The following is a 16,537-nucleotide window of genomic DNA, read 5'->3' as shown; positions in this document are numbered from 1 at the left end:
GGAGGAATTGTGGTTGTATTACAACAATTGTTGCGATTAACGCAGCAAAGAGCCTTTTGGTTTACTGTTTGCTTATTTGCAATTGTGATTATCAGTAACCTGCTGAATTTATTTCAAGCAAGTAATGCCTTTTTATATAAAAAAATAGAATCTCTCAGTAACACTCAGCAAACAAATGTAGTGCTTATCACCAGTCAAAACCTTAGTGCTAACCATTCACAATTAGTCACCCAGCTTACAGAGTACCAGCCAAAAGCAATCATTGTTTTAGCAGATGAACCTTTAGCACCTGTAGACAATGAGCGTGTTTTCTACCCTTATTCGCAAAGTAAGTACTGTGTGCCAAATGTAGAGATTTGGGCAACATACCAAATGCGTATTCCAGCAGCCACTAACCTTGAGTGTGAAAGTGTGTGGCAAGCTGTTTTTGGTTATAAGCACGAAAAATCAAGACTGATTAACTTTAAATTGGCAGTTTCTGCGCTACCTAAATTTACAGCTAAGCGAGTTCTTGGCTTTGATGTGATGAGTGAGCAACTCGAAAATAAAGTGATTATTGTCGGTCAGCAATCAGCTGAATTTAATGTGCTGATACATGCCCCTAAATTAGAAGGGCTTAATGACCCCTTACTTCTTTTTGCTTATATCGCTGATAGTCTAGAAAAAAACAGCACAATAAATGAGCTTAATTTTGTTATCTCGATAGTACTTGCGCTGATACTGGTATTTGTCCTACTGTTTTTCTTTCAAAAAATGTCGATTAGTTATTCATTTCTAGTCGCACTAAGCATAACTATCATTTGGTGTTGCGCTGGCTATTTTTTAGTGAACTTTGCAAAGTTATTTATCCCTATCGGCCAATACATCATTCTGACCTTTGTCACTTTATTTTGGGTTGTGGTGGCGAGGAAGATTTCTGAAGATAAAGAGCTTACAACTGATGTAAATAACATTCAGCAAATGATGATGGGCCGTTATATTCCGCAAAGCTTTATAGAGCACCCTTCTCCATGGGATCCCATAATACAATTAATTAGCCAACAGTTAGATCTAGAAAAATCAATTTTTTTAGCTCGAAAAGAAGACGACCATCGCGTCGTTGAAATTCGGGCTATCAACTGCCAACTTGATGATATTCAAGAAATGAGACGTGACTATCAGCGAACGCCTTATAGTAATGCGTTAAAGTCATTGGGTATCGTAAAGATCAACCGTCCATTTTTTAAGCAAATCATTGACGGTGAAATCGAGTTTATCGCGCCACTGGTATATGCCGGTGATGTCCGTGGGTTTTGGGCTTTATCAATTATTCCTAATCATAACTTTAACCAGCAAGCCTTTGAGCAAAACGTTAATAAGTTTGCAGCTCAGGTTGCTGAACTACTATTCCATTACCATATTTTCAAAACAACACAGGCTAAAAACCGTACCTTATTAAACAGGCTACTCACCTTTAAGCTGCACGAGCCTATTAGCCAAAAGGTAAAAAGTTCCCTGAACGAAATGGAGCAAAAGCTTACTACCTTAGAGATGGTTTTTAACCACACAAGCCCAGCAACTGTGCTTTTTAATCTGTTTGGTCAAGTTATTCAAACCAATGCATCTTTAGAGCGTTTTGCCAAGCAGCATCAAATAGCTATTTTTGAAACCACTGCGCTTGATTTGCTGTGTAAAAGTTGTGAGCTTGATATTGAGATTGCAAAGGGTAAATTACGTTACATTACTCTTAATAAAGCGACCGTTGAGCTTCCTGCTAAGCTTGGTGCACATCATTACACTCTAATTATTAGAGCGCTTCATTCAGATAACTCGCAAACTGCATCAGGTGCACCTTTTCAAGTATCTGGAATTTTATTTGAGTTTATAGCAAATACTCCTGAAATATCTTCGGAGGCTAAACTTTAATGGATTTCGTTTTAGCGCTTTTTCCTGCAGGTAGTGGACTGGGCCAATCAGTAATAACAACTGTTTGGGTCGGCACGGCTGTAGTATGCCTACTGAATTTGCGCTTTGGTTTTCCACTCACAGGCCTTGTTGTACCAGGTTACATTGTGCCACTTTTGATAATAAGCCCCACCTCTGCCGCGGTGATTATTATAGAAGCAATTGTTGTGTTTGGGGTTATGCGCTTTAGTGCAAATTACTTGATGGAGCGTTTTGGCTACAGTGAAATGTTTGGCAGGGACCGTTTTTTTGCCATCATCCTAATTAGTATTTTAGTTCGTGTTTGTATGGATACCCTTTTTTGGCCAATTATTGCAGATCAGTTGAGCCAATGGGATATCACTTTCGATTATGCATCACAACTTTATTCTTTGGGTCTTATCATCATCGCACTAACAGCCAATGTAATGTGGAATGGTGGCTTTAAGTACGGCCTGAAAGTAACTTTTATTCAGTTGTTCATTACCTATATTTTAGTACGATTTGTACTCATGCCATTTACCAATTTTAGTATCGCTAACTTAGGTATTATGTATGAAGCTGTTGCCGCATCAATCATTGCAGCACCAAAAGCCTATATTATTTTAGTTATTACCGCTTTTTTAGCTTCCAGAGCAAATTTAAAATATGGTTGGGAGTTCAATGGTATCATGTTACCAGCCCTATTAGCTTTGCAGCTTACCCAACCAAGTAAGATTTTAACCTCATTCATTGAAACTGCTGTTATCTTAGGCGTTGGCGGCTCTCTCATTCATTTCACTCGCCTAAAACATGCACATATCGAAGGTGCTAGATTATTGATGTTATTTTTTACTATAGGCTTTATCTTTAAGCTTATTTTAAACTATATCGTCGTTTGGTTTTTTCCAACGGTAAAAGTAACCGACACTTTTGCATTTGGTTACATGTTGGCCACCTTACTTGCCCTAAAGATCTATCAAAAAAATGCGTTAGGCCTTGTGCTAAGAGCCACTTTTCAAACATCTGTTGTAGGTGGAAGCCTTGCTATTATTGTTGGCTTTTTAGTAATGCTTATCCCTTCTTTACTAACAAAAAAAAATATTGACCCTGAAGCAGAACAGTTGCAAGTCATCACGCTCAATCAGCAAGTGAGTCAATACAAAAGCTACTTATATACTACGCGTTCTAATAAGGTAACCGTAAGTAGCTACAAAGCCAGTCAGGCAGTCTCTGATTTCAAATATGCGGTTTATCAGTTAAATGAAGCGATTAAAGATAAGCAAAAAATAGGTCACCTTAGCGCTTTATTTAACTCTATCGGGTTTAAACTTGTTAGTGATGAAAACTATGTATACCTAATAGATATTGTTGAGAATCAGCAACGCGGTTTATTTGTGATTAACAAAACGCCACAAACGCCACTCATGATCACAGTTCCGTATCCTATCACTGAAAATCTTGCTAGCGACTCAGCGGCCCTTATTTTTCAGCATCTAAAAAGTAAAGCTTTAGTGTTTGGGGCAACAAAAACGCCTCAAATAACATTAGCAAAGGAAAACCAGCAAAGCCCTTTTTACCAAGCATTTATTAACGCATTAGAGGCGCAAGAATTATTGCAAGTTCGTGAATCTAACCGCTACACCGCAGCTTTACTAAAAAGCACGCCTGCTGAAGTTAAAAGCCAGTATTGGATCTTTAATCGACTTCCGGCCTCTATAAGCCAACGCGAAATGCATGAGTTTATCGGCAGTGAAGCAACTTATTTTGGTAAGGCAACAGCGAGTAGCTTGCCTTCGAGTAGTTTTAAAGGGTCTATGCTAGAAGTCTTTCTTAATGGAGATAATTACACCAACATATTTACGTATATATACCGTGAAAATTACCGTTATAGCAATTTAAAACTCAACATAATCAATGAAGAAATGGTCAAAATTGTCGAAGATTTCTCATCGTATATAAGTAGTAAAGGCAGTCTCAATTATCAACCACTGACACACAGCCAAGTTGCGCTTTGGGAATTTGAAGTACTAACACCACTATATAGATTGATACAGCAAATCGGCAATGCCTCACTGAACGAGGATATTTTAAATCACCTGAAGCAGATAAATGGCACTGCAGAGTTACTTAACTATCAGTTACAACTAGTACAGAATAATAGTGGCCGATATTTACTATTAAGTCCCTTACAAAATAATGAAGCAATGGATCTTGGCCAAGGCCTGTATGCGTTTACGCTTAGCAAACATGAAGCAATAAGTTTAAGCGTGCCAAGACCTGTTTTTGAAGGAAATACTCTTAGTTTTGCCAGCCAACTTTTTACGACTTCAAATGCCGCTAACTTATTAATTGCAGGAGCACACCCATATGCTCACCCGAAGGCTAATGTACTTGCTGCAGACAACGTCGATTCATTATTCAATATCGTCCATCAAAGCTATTCGCGTTATAAAGCACAACAACCGAGCTTAAATATCCAAATTCGCAGCCATAGTGCTCCGTCATGGATCCGCCCTAATGCAATTGCATTTTCAAATACTCAGGTAAGTGACGTTGCTGCCCCTTTAATGGAAAAACTAACCAAAGACTTAAGCATTTTAGGTGTTAATTACCAAGTAGTAACGGGCCAAAAAGCCACTCGGGGTCTTGAGATTGGTAGCTCACCGCAATATGGCTATCAACAGTTTAATGCAAACAGCGAGCTCGCTACTTTATGGATAGCCTCAGACTTTAAAGAACAGTTTTCAATGGATCAAGATAGTTTGCTTATGCGCCTTCTTGCGATTTCTACTTATCCAACAGTCACCACTATTAACCTAGCCACTTTATCTCCTTCTAACTGGTTAACGTTACCTCACAGCGATAAACAAATTATCTTTAGAAAAATTAATCAATATACCGCCGATAAGCAAATTGCTGTACTGAAAACAATATGTTCAGAGCTTAATGAGTGCGTATTACAAACCATAAAATTAGAAAATTTAGATAAATTCGCACTGATGATCAAGCAGCACAATAGTCTAGTCGCTATATATAATCCGGCGAGCAATCAATTGATCGATGTGGATGTTTTCAACAAAATGATGGGGGGAGGCTTTGATGTATCTAATTAAACGCTTCTTCGCTATCTTAGTTCTTATCATTGTATTGTTAACAGCCTTATTTGCTTGGAATAGCTTTTTAATTTGGCTAGATTCTGCTGAACCAGTTAACCCCCAAACCAGTAAAGAAACTCGCTCAAAAGTACAGTGGCTTAGTAGCACAAAACCACTGACTTATACATTTTCAAATCAGCGAACACATTCACTTAGGATCTTATCAAACGCCGTATTTGATCAATCTGTCACTCTTGAACAGCCAGTAAATTACGCCATCAAATACACTCTTTATAATGACAAGAAAGAGGTAATTGTAGATAAAGTTTATCACCACGCTTCAAAGTTAGTTAATAACAGTCAAGATCAACAAATTAAGCAAATCATTGAAAATAAGCAGTCTTTGAATGTGGCTTCTGGGCAATCATTTTACCTACCCATTAAACATTACCCACAAGCGAAAAGCTTAGCACTTACACTTATTCCTGAAGAAAAGACAATTCAAGGAGTGGTAGTTCGAGTGCATGCTAAAACACCTGACCAAAACGTTGATCCACTCAATAGTTGGCTAAAACGCCCCGTCGATAGACGTAAACGTGCAACTGATTACCTCACGATGGGTGAAAATACCTTAACAAATACTGAAATAACGAATGCAATGGCGTTTTGGTGGCAAAAAATAGCGCCACAAGGTATTCCTGGAATCGACTTTAAATCAGATATTCTTTATGAAAGCTTACCGTATAATGTACTAACCTATGATTTTAGTCAGCAACAGCATAGTCTTGCTGCTTACTATACCAAACATGGTTTATGCGCCAGTATCACATTAGACAATAGTGATCGTTTAAATTTCACTGTTAGTAATGACCAAGAGACTCCGTCATTAATCTGGTATGACAAACTTCAGTTTGAAGCACCAAAAGTTATAAATTACACGCTAACAGATAAAGAAAACACATATCAAACTCAGCCTCTTGAGCCGGGATTAATTACAATTTGCAGTGAGCAAGAGCTGCTAACCCAATGGCGAACTGAATCTGGCACCGCTATTTTAACAAGTTATGCTGGTAGTTACCTGATTAATGCGCAAGAGCACGCAGAGTTCGATGTTGTGCCATTAAGCCATTTGAACCTTGAGCTCAGGGCTCTCGAAACGAGTCAATTAAATATTTCTCTATACGATGAGAACCATACCCAAATAGAGCGTTACTCTATTACGATCAAAGGTGAAATTTCTGGCTTTGATCGATTAATAGCAGACAACACTCAAAGACAAGCAGTAGGTATGCTTACCCCCTACTACCTTCGTACTGGGAAAGAGACAAAATATGTAAAAATTACGGCTAATAACGATGTGTATGTGCGATTGAAATCAAGACTCGCGAGTTTTCATTATCAACGCCGAATTGCACACCAGCCAATTCTTACTGAGTCTACTAATGGCTTTTATGATATTGCAGCATGGTATGAACAAAAAGCACGTAATCACTATGACTTATCGCAACGTGATCTATTTGTAAATATTCGTACATTTGCTCCGCCTCCAGATGTTGAGCAAACTACAACTTATTACCAATCTAAAGAGCTTTTCAATCTGTTACCACTATCAAATGTGGCTCTTGCGTTAAGCCCGAACCGTTACTATGAGGAACAGCAACCTGCAGAGGAGTTTAATTTTGGACTCTATGATAAAAATCAGGCTATTCCCTCTGCTAGCTCAAATGATAACCGCTTAATCTCTCGATTAAATAGTAACAGTGCAAAAGAGCTTAAAACTGATGACATCTCATTTGCTGATCAACAGCAGTTAGTTAACGAAGCCAGTGTAATTTATCAAAATTGGTATGGTCATCGCCCATGGGTAAAACAGCGCCTTTATCAATTGGTTAAAAATAAACCAGTGAAGCTATCATATGATAAAAAGAAACGTCCAATTAGCATTGTTTTTAAAGTATTTCGTGCCCAAAGCAATGAACCTGTAACTTTAAACATTTCGCATTCTGCAAAATACAAGCTTGGGCTTACAAGTGAATACAGTATTGCGAAGCAAAGTTTCCAACTTCACAACTCTGAATTATTAAAGTCTTTTTTGATCCACCCTAAAAAAAGTCAAATAACGAGTTATCCGAGCGTTACACTCAATCTAGCTAATGATATAGAGACACTGCAGTATGTGACTTTAAGTTCTTCAGAAACAATTTGGTTGTCTATACTTGAAGAGTACCCAATGCAGGAGCAAAAAGTAAGATGGTGGAATAATGAACTTTAACTTTATTATTGTTTTTGCATTATTATTTACTCCGTTAACAAGTGTTGAGAGTGATTTTGAGCAACTCACATTAACCTTGCATGCTTGGCTCAATAACCAAGATGAAGTCCCTAAGCACTTTACTTTTAGTGAGGGTGTGTTGTATGCCAAGAAATCTTTAATTTCAGGTGGCGAAATACATTTTAAGCCAAAAGGTAAACCCTGTATTTCTTATGCACCGCATAGATATTTTGACAAGCATACATTACTAATTGCTAAAGCTCTGTTTAGTGAGTGCCAAGTTTTGTTGACGAATACTAAGCATAGAAGCAGCCGCGACCTCCAAGGTAAAATTATAGACTTTAGTCAATACCAAAATAGCAGTAGTAATGCCTTCATTCTGGCATACGGTAAAATCGTTGAAACATTTTCAATTTATCAAATCCATGGATTTGCAAAGGAAAAGCGCACTACAGAGCAAGGACGAAAAGCAGATATCATCATCAGCGAAGGCCATTTACATGCATCGCAACGCAGCTTACACATCTCTAAATGCCTGAATTCTAAACTTGATGTAAATGCCCTAGTTTATGGGCAGGATGTATATGAACTAGGAGGTACACAAAACATTCTTAATTCGCTAGGTCCTGTGAATAGTCACTTTTTCCATATCGAGTTAAGTCGCGAACTACGAGAGCGCTTAATTACCAATAACTTACTTTTAAAGCAGTTTAGCCAATGCCTTATTTCATAATCGCTTTTATAACACTTACGCTGCTAGCCTTCAAACCTGCTCATGCTGAACAGCAAGAACATGCAGTACTTCAGCCGCCGATTTGGTTAAAAACTTCACCTAAATTAGATGTGCTGGCAACGACACAAAAGATACAAGTTGATTCTTTTGAACACCAATATTTATGGCTACCTGAAGGGCATTGGTTGGAGATCAACTCAGAACTGTTAGATAAGTTCATTATGAGTGTAGGCAACACACAATATATTCAACAACGGATACAACTGGAACGAGACTTACTGTGTTCTAATAACCGCTGCCAACTTCCGGCCTTAGGCCACAACCGTATTGTGGCAATTCAAAACCGTCAGGATGAACAGGCTGAGTTTTCAGCTTTAGTTGGCCACTATCAAACAAAAATTGATAGCTTTAAACGCGCATTAAAACTTGCCAAACCTTCAATATTACTCTCTTCAAGGCAAGGCAGTGAACGTTTTTATAAATTCGATAAAGGCGAAGAAGTTACTCTTTACTTCCCTGATGCTAAAAAAATAAAGCTTTCTGTTAGAAAAAATATGCAATCACTGGAGCGCCACGGCGCTGTGTATGCCTATGTTGATGAAGTACTCACAGCAAAAGTAAACATCATTAATAACCAAGCTCTTGAATATCAAGATCAACAAGTAGGTCTGGTAAATAGTGACTATTTAGCCATTAATGCAGGGCAATATTTAACGATAAGAAGCCACACAGATGCTTACGTAAAAATAACACAAAGCCATCGAGCTATATTCGATGACACTACAGCTAACAAAACCAAGGAAAAGTTGCTGCTTCCTTACTGGTTAGAAACCGCTAATGACGCGATGGAATCAGTTTACAATAAATATTCCCTCAACGTTTTTAGTGATGACGTATTTACGCACAATGAGCCTTTGGCTGTAAAACGCCATTATGACTTGCTTTCTTTAATGTCTACTCAGACTCTACTAAAAGGCAGCAGCGTAGTGCATGCCTCTACATCATCAAAAAGTGTTCTAATCACTGAGCTTGAAGAACAACGATTAGTTGATGATCAGTTTTATCCTCGCATTAATAAGCAAGTTAGGGATATTACATCACTTTCTCAAGTCCCCCTTCGTTATGACTTATCGAGTCAAAAACGTGCAACCCCTTGGCTTACATTTGTAGCTCGAAGCGATGAAGATAGTCAGTTAAAACTAACAGCTGGCGGCATGAGCTGGTTAATAAATATCAAGGCAACACAACACTACCAAACGATTAGTGTGTCAGTTCCTGTAAACCACAAAACCATGACAATTCAAAAAACTACTGACGACGTTCCCGTTATTGAGTTTGCAGTTTATGCTCGAACACTCACTGATTTTCCTAGTAACGAAGTACTCTACTTACAACCTGGAGCTCTTGATCAGAACAGCCCTATCACAGCTCAACTGGTAACTAACCACTTAAGAAAGTTATATAGTGACTATCTTGCGATGATACAGCCCTATGCGCCAGCAAGGAGAAAAGTTAAGTTACTAAATTGGCAGCAATCTATGCTAACCGCTAAGGATTTAGCTAAATCGGCACCATTAGATGCACTTGCCTTTTTAAAACCATTAACGCAAAACCCCGATCCATCAGTCGCAGAGCAAGCATGGCAAGTTAAAATAGATATTTTACGTGAACAACACCAGTTTCATCTTGCTACGAGTTATTTAGAAGGACTATATAAAAGTACGCAACAAAAGGAATTGCAACAGTTTGCATTAAGATCGCTATTAGAAACTTATCAAGCCGAACAGCAAGAGCTTAAACTGTTTGCGCTATGTGCTGGTAACCTAAATATATTAAGCGAGTGCAGAAATATACTGATCGAACTTGCAACTAAGCAACAGAAAAACCGACTTGCGCTTTGGCTTGCACATCACGCAGAAGAAACTCAGATTGCCGAACAAAGTTATACGGCTCTAAACTACCATAGTTTGAGCTCTACGATAAAAGCCGAAAATAAACAGTATGAATTACTTTCTGGTGCGCAAGAAACGTTAATAAATTCACAAGGGAAGTTGCAAAACACCGTACTCTCTCAACATATGCCTTGGCAATATACAGCATTAGAACCAGTCCACCTGAGCATAAGTGCACGGACTGAAGCCAAGCAAAATGGCGAGTATCAAACCGCATGGTTAATGGCTGATAGTGAATACCAGCATAAATTAATACCAATCTTTAGTGATATACCTTCAAACACATTGGTCGTTGAAAGCCAACAGGCAGCCTCTGTTTCTTCAACGATGATCGTTAGTCTGCAAGCTGGAGAAACACTTAATTTATCAGCAGATCAGAAGACCTTTCTAGATATCAAAGATATCACTGATTCGTTATTTACACGATTTGAGTATTATTCTGATGCTACGAACAAAGTAATCACAGGCGATATTATGTCGCTAATTTATGCTTATGATGCAACACAACGTGAGCTGTTAATTAATGGCCTATATTTATTATCTAAAAAGCGTTTAAACAATAATGAATACACGCAACTATTACAGCGGATCGCTGCAATACCCGCCTCCGCTTCATTGACCTTTTTACAAAATAGAATAGAAAGTTTTGGTCACTGGCAACCTCTAGATAGTCTTGTAGATTATGCTGGTACACGCCTTTTCGATATCCAAAGTTCTGCACAAACTAGCTTTGCTGATAGGTTTAACCAATTCAAAACGCATTTAAAAAATAATGAAGGATTATTGATTCGACCATTCCACACACTTTACATAGATTTAGCTCAAACAGAGGGAGAACAAATTCGTTTCGTATTTAGTTTTTCTACTGCAGAGCTGGCTCAAGCTAATGTGGCAAACTTATCCATAAAACTCGCTAACAATTTAAAAATATGGTCAGTTACCGAGCAGCAGAGCATTCCTTTTACATTTAACAAACAAGAGCTAGATAATAACATTATTGCCCTTCACTGGCTTAATCCCTATTTATCTCAGCAACTAAAAGTTGAAGCACAACAATATATTGCAGGTCGTTGGAGAAAGTTAGATTTACCCACAACCATGCTATTTTATTCTGTAGTCCCTAACACACCACTAGTGGCAACGTTGAATGCAGATCGCTTGATTAAATTAGAGAAAATGAATAACTACAGTCGTAACGAACGTCAATTTTTCCACCCAGCAGGAAAAATTGAAGTCAAAGCCGCTGAGCTTGAGCATGTACGCCTTTATACATGGGAACTGAGTGATCTTAACAATAAGATTTCAGAGTTTACTCAAGCGCAAATTCCTTTGCCAGACTTAGTCACTTATCAAGCACCTGAGCAGCAAAAAATAGTAAGTGAGCAAACATCATTTCAAAGTGATGATTTAAATTGGCAAGCTTTCATTCTTTACGATCAACAAGAAATATTTCAGAGCGCTGAAAATATCCCAACGCGACGAGACATTGATGTTGGTGCTCGCTTACGTATTAACGACGAAAACAATTGGTATCAATTAGAAGGCTATTATTCATTTAGTGAAAACCAGACAGACATAATGGCGCTTAATGGCTATTATTCATGGCAAGATGATACAACCCCCTGGTATGCGGGTGCGCAACTCCAAAGCCGCTGGCAACCAGGTCATGATGGCTTTGACAGTCAATATGCTCTTGATGGCAGCCTTTATGTTGGGCAAAAATGGCAACGTGACTCAACACATCGGCATCAATGGCAACTGTCACCATTTATTCGCTATAGCAGCGCTGATTTAAACGATTATCTCCGTGACGACTTACTTAATTCAAGTGTGTTCAATTTTTATCGTGAAAACCATGCATCAGGTTGGCAGGGGTTTTATCAATACCGCTATCAACCTTGGGTCGACAATTATTTAAATTTTAGTGTTTCATCCAGTTCAAATGATGATTGGACAAGCCTAGATTATTTACGCTTCAACACAAGCTGGAACCAATATTATCATGACCATATTTTCCAACTCGGCATTGATAGTTATTACCGCTTTAAAGATGAAAACCGTGCTACAGCCACTTGGCAATACATCACACAATTTGCTTGGCAAACGCAAATTAATTTAGGTGATTTCTCGCATGGTTGGTTAAAGGTTCGATTACAACAGGATTGGGTATGGGATAACCACAATATAAGTATCGAATTTTCATCAGGTAATAATCAGCATACAGGTTTTGCCCCTTTTGCACATGATGAAATTATATTCCCAACACTTCAGTTAAATCATTTGCTTGAGCACAGTGACTATGAGTAGTAACGGACTTACAAAACGCCTTGAAAATTTGCTTTTCGCAGATATTGCCAGTTTCTGGTTAGATTTATATCGTCAAAAATACCGCGAACTCGTAGATGAATTAAGTCAATGGGAGCTAATCAAGGATCAGCCTGAAGATTATGACGAAGATGACTGGCTATTACTGCAAGCCATTGCATTTTTAACTCATAAAATAGATACCTTACAAAATCAATTGACCAAGCTTGATAGCGATCACAGACGCTTTATTGAACGTTTAAATCATGCTGAGTTAAAAGCGGAAAGACAATTTCATATTTTAGACTATGCAGCAGCGCTTGGCGCAAGCAAATTACAACTGCAAAAGGATCAAGAGGCATTTCACCGTTGGTTTGATGAAGGAGCCATCGTAAACCGATACCAAGATAAAGTCTCTGAGCTTGAGCAATCATTGAAATTCTTAATAGGTAAACTAGGTGATCTAACTAATCGTTATTTACGCATTCACTCGGGAGAAATAACTAAATCATGGTTAACACTTAACTTAGAAAGTTTCTTTTTAGGTTTATTAGAAAAAACTGAGAATGAAGCAATTCGTAACTCTATTTTTCGCGCTCTTGCCAACCAAGTTAATTTAATTAGTGAATATGTCGGCGAAACTAAGTTCGATTCCAATCTTGTTGAGCTACTACTGTTTTCTCTTGAGAAGCAATCAACACCTCATGCCGCCAAAGTGGATATTTTAGAGATCCTGATCAATTTAAGACCCACTTTTACCCGCTATTTTATGCGTTCACAAATTGATTTAGATGTCTTGCCAAATGCTAAAGTAGAACGACAACATTTGTTTCTACTAACATCTTTTTCAAAAATTATATGTAAACAACCAAAATTAAATGAGGCTAATTATAAATTATTAATCTTGCTTGCAAAACACGCCTATCCCCGTGTAAGACAGAGTGTTATTGAACAATGTCCACTATTACCGTGGCCTTTTGCTATCAAGCTTTTAATGGTTCGCTTACAAAAAGAAACTCAACAAGCTGTAAGGCTGACTCTCATCAAGCAATTAACAGATCCTCGTTTTACCGAAGAGCTACAATCGTTTCATATATGGCGCCAACAGTTAAAAAAAGTACAAAGCTTTGCAGAAAAACGATTGCTGTTGGAGCTTACGCCACGGATCATGTTTAATTTACAAGTTGAATGTGAAGAGCAAAATCAAGCAGATATATTATTTAAGTCATTTATTAATGTATTAAATAAACAACTTGAGAATGAACAAAGTATTGCCGTCAGACGCGTTATTACCCGTGTTCGAGAGCAGTTAGTCAGCTTTATGTATCAGCAACAAGTTGCTGAGATCGAATTTAATTTAAACTCTCATTTAGATATAAATTTAAGCTCGAAGGAGATAGAGCAAGATTTACTTGGCCGACTTTTAAGCAAACAAGCACAAAATAATGAAGCCTTCAACGTAAAAGAAAAAAGTAAAAGCTATCTAATAACAAGGGGATATAAGCGTGGTTTCCGCTTTTGGCGGCTCTGGCACGAATTTAGAAACCCAAGCACAGGAAAACGCCAAAGTTTTAATCATACACAAGCTAGAAAGCCAAGTGCATTTATGCACGTCCCGAGCTGCACTGTTGCAGAGATCAGCAAAACAGAAGTGCCTGGCGAGCCTCGCTTCGATGATAAGCAGTTCAGCGCTCGACCACACTTACCCATGCTTGATTTTTTATTAAGTATTTTGTCGCAGGATAACTTAAAAACACCTGCAAAATCATTTACACCTGATGGTATTTTAGTTATCACGCCACCCTCTAACATACTCAAACGTATGTATGCGTATAGTTGGATTTCATTCAACTTTGAAAAATTAGATGATCTACGAAATGGTTCAGAGGTTGAACAGCGAGATTTCTTAGATCTCATAAGAAGTAAAGGTTTTGTACTTGAATTTCAGCAATATGGGTCTGTTCTTGATGCAGAGTTTCCAGTGGAATCAAGTATTGCCAATTTATATAAGAAACTATCTATAACGCCTTTTTTATTCAATATGTGGGCAAGTTTTAAAGAGTATGCCTATTCACTTTATCAAAATAGTATTGGCCAATTAATCTTTTTTGTTTTGGCTTTTTCTACATACTTTTGGGCGCGCCATATTAGGATAAGTAAACAAATAAAATCGGATAGAGCAAAGATCCCCGTTTCAATCGGTGGCTGGGGCACCCGGGGTAAATCAGGAACTGAACGCTTAAAAGCTGCATTATTTAGTAGTTTAACCTTAAAAGTAATAAGTAAAACAACAGGTTGTGAAGCTACACTTATTTATACAAGAGCAAGTGGAGAGCAGTTCGAAATTCCATTGTTCAGACCTTTTGATAAAGCGAGTATTTGGGAACAAAGTGATGTACTTCATTTTGCAACAAACGTGAAAGCTGATGTATTTCTTTGGGAATGTATGGGGTTAACCCCACGTTACGTGAAAATTTTAAGAAACTGGATGAATGATAATTTCTCTACGATTACCAATGCTTATCCAGACCATGAGGATATTTTAGGACCTACAGGAATAGATGTCGCAAATGAAACAAGTCATTTTATTGGTGAAAATAGCCTAGTATTCACCAGCGAACAAAATATGGCTCCAATTCTTGACTTAAATGCGAAACAAAAGAACTCAAATTTAATTCAAGTACATTGGGCTGATAGCTTACAAATAACAGAGGACATACGCTCTCTTTATCCATACCAAGAGCACCCAGCCAACATCGCACTGGTTTGTAAAATGGCCGAGCATATAGGCTTAAATAAAGACTATGTATTTAAAGAAACATCAGCACGAATTGTTCCAGATATAGGTGTATTACAACATTTTGCCAAAGCACCAATTGCGACAATAAGCCAATCATTCGTAAATAGCATGTCCGCAAACGAGCGATTAGCAACATTAGAAAATTGGCAACGTCTCAATATATATCAATTAAACGACGATCCTAAAACTCAGGTCATCGCACTAATTAACAACCGTAATGACCGTGTTGCACGTTCAAAGGTATTTGCCTCAATATTAAGCAATGATCTCCGCTTTGACCGAATCGTAGTGATTGGTAGCAATGTAGATGGATTTTATAGCTATTTTTTGGCTGCGCTCACAGAGAGAGTCGATAAGTTAATTGAAATTAATGATATTGAAAACTTAGAGACACTACTAGAGCAATTTAACCTACTCACAGACTCACAAGTAAAAGCGCGGCTAAGTAGTGCTTATGGCAACATGATAGCAGAAAACCTTCTCACCCTAAGCGAAGGAAGTGTCAATAAGTCTTGTATAAAAGAAATCACCGGAGACATTTCATCTCAAGAAATCGCGACTATTCTCTATACCCTGCGCCACTACTATCAGCGTATAGCTTTAGACTCTTTAAAGGGTGATATGCAAAAGTACAGGGATGAAATAAAAGAGCGATTAATTTTAATCACAAAGTCAAAAGTTACTCTACTTGACGACAGCAACATATCCGCAGATGAGATAACCAAAGCTATTGCAAACCTAGCTTTACCGAATACCCATCAAGTGATTGTGGGCATGCAAAATATTAAGGGAGCGGGATTAAATTACGTATACGCTTGGCAACAGTGGCAAAAGGTATCTCAAACTATAACAAAAATGCTGAGCAAACATTGCTCTGCAAAAGAATTTAGAACGGCGTTAACAAATTTAAATATGATTGTATCATTTAATTTATTAGAAATAGATTATTTAAAGCAAAACTTAGTTACTCTTAAGAAAAGCCAGCTTGCACAAAATGAGTTTTGCCAAGCTGAAATAACAGCTCTTCAAGAAAAAATTTCTAGCGATAATACGTCAGTAAACGAAGAGAGTTCGCAACCTCGTGCACTTCGTTATTTAAATCAAATGATCGAATCATTTTTAGATGCAGGTGCTGCTGTTAAGCGTAAAAAGCGAGCTATTCAAATTTATGATGATATTGCTGAAAAACGCATAACATTAGAAAAAGCGATAAAATTACTTAGTGAGATGAATCGAAACCAAAGCTCAGGGTGGTTTACTAAGAAATCGAAATAAGACTAACTTTATGTCGATTATATTAAAACAATATAAAACTTAATTATTTAAAATTTAAACAAGAGCAAAACGCACATTAAAAATCAGAATTTTCCTATTAAATTAAGAAATATAAAACTATCATAAACTTAGATTAGAAAAGCCTGTAAAACCCACAAACAAACCTTGTACCTAAATTGAAAATATTCATATAAAGGATGA

The 16,537-nt window shown here is 37.6% G+C and carries 6 protein-coding genes; all 6 read left to right on the top strand.

Going from position 1 to position 16,537, the window contains the following annotated elements; genetic code table 11:
- The first annotated feature begins 9 nt into the window (after positions 1–9).
- The 6 genes from L1264_RS14315 to L1264_RS14290 are packed head-to-tail and all read left to right on the top strand — an operon-like array spanning position 10 to position 16,336.
- On the top strand, positions 10–1,905 hold the full coding sequence (locus L1264_RS14315) for a hypothetical protein (RefSeq protein WP_199526994.1): 1,896 nt from the start codon (positions 10–12) through the stop codon (positions 1,903–1,905).
- A complete protein-coding gene (locus tag L1264_RS14310; protein WP_235404152.1) occupies positions 1,905–5,018 on the top strand; it encodes a poly-gamma-glutamate biosynthesis protein PgsC/CapC in 3,114 nt (1,037 codons plus the stop codon). The genes L1264_RS14315 and L1264_RS14310 overlap by 1 nt, the downstream gene beginning before the upstream one ends.
- The gene (locus tag L1264_RS14305) at positions 5,005–7,272 is read left to right on the top strand and encodes a hypothetical protein (protein ID WP_199526996.1); all 2,268 of its coding nucleotides are present in this window, start codon (positions 5,005–5,007) and stop codon (positions 7,270–7,272) included. Before L1264_RS14310 ends, L1264_RS14305 begins: the two co-directional genes overlap by 14 nt.
- Complete coding sequence (locus tag L1264_RS14300; protein WP_199526997.1) at positions 7,262–8,005, top strand: hypothetical protein; 744 nt, start codon at positions 7,262–7,264, stop codon at positions 8,003–8,005. The genes L1264_RS14305 and L1264_RS14300 overlap by 11 nt, the downstream gene beginning before the upstream one ends.
- A complete protein-coding gene (locus tag L1264_RS14295) occupies positions 7,990–12,264 on the top strand; it encodes a TonB-dependent receptor (RefSeq protein WP_199526998.1) in 4,275 nt (1,424 codons plus the stop codon). Before L1264_RS14300 ends, L1264_RS14295 begins: the two co-directional genes overlap by 16 nt.
- Positions 12,257–16,336: a poly-gamma-glutamate synthase PgsB gene (locus tag L1264_RS14290; RefSeq protein WP_235404150.1), complete on the top strand. Its 4,080-nt coding sequence runs from the start codon at positions 12,257–12,259 to the stop codon at positions 16,334–16,336. Before L1264_RS14295 ends, L1264_RS14290 begins: the two co-directional genes overlap by 8 nt.
- Positions 16,337–16,537: the final 201 nt, after the last annotated feature.

Origin of the sequence: Pseudoalteromonas sp. APAL1 (assembly GCF_021532475.1) — a bacterium.
In the GTDB taxonomy this organism is placed as follows: domain Bacteria; phylum Pseudomonadota; class Gammaproteobacteria; order Enterobacterales; family Alteromonadaceae; genus Pseudoalteromonas; species Pseudoalteromonas lipolytica_C.
This window is presented reverse-complemented; position numbering and strand designations above follow the sequence as displayed.

Bases quoted from the DNA above. Each gene is read 5' to 3' on its own strand.
- L1264_RS14310 (WP_235404152.1), top strand. From the start codon at position 1,905: ATGGATTTCGTTTTAGCGCTTTTTCCTGCAGGTAGTGGACTGGGCCAA.
- L1264_RS14305 (WP_199526996.1), top strand. From the start codon at position 5,005: ATGTATCTAATTAAACGCTTCTTCGCTATCTTAGTTCTTATCATTGTA.
- L1264_RS14300 (WP_199526997.1), top strand. From the start codon at position 7,262: ATGAACTTTAACTTTATTATTGTTTTTGCATTATTATTTACTCCGTTA.
- L1264_RS14295 (WP_199526998.1), top strand. From the start codon at position 7,990: ATGCCTTATTTCATAATCGCTTTTATAACACTTACGCTGCTAGCCTTC.
- L1264_RS14290 (WP_235404150.1), top strand. From the start codon at position 12,257: ATGAGTAGTAACGGACTTACAAAACGCCTTGAAAATTTGCTTTTCGCA.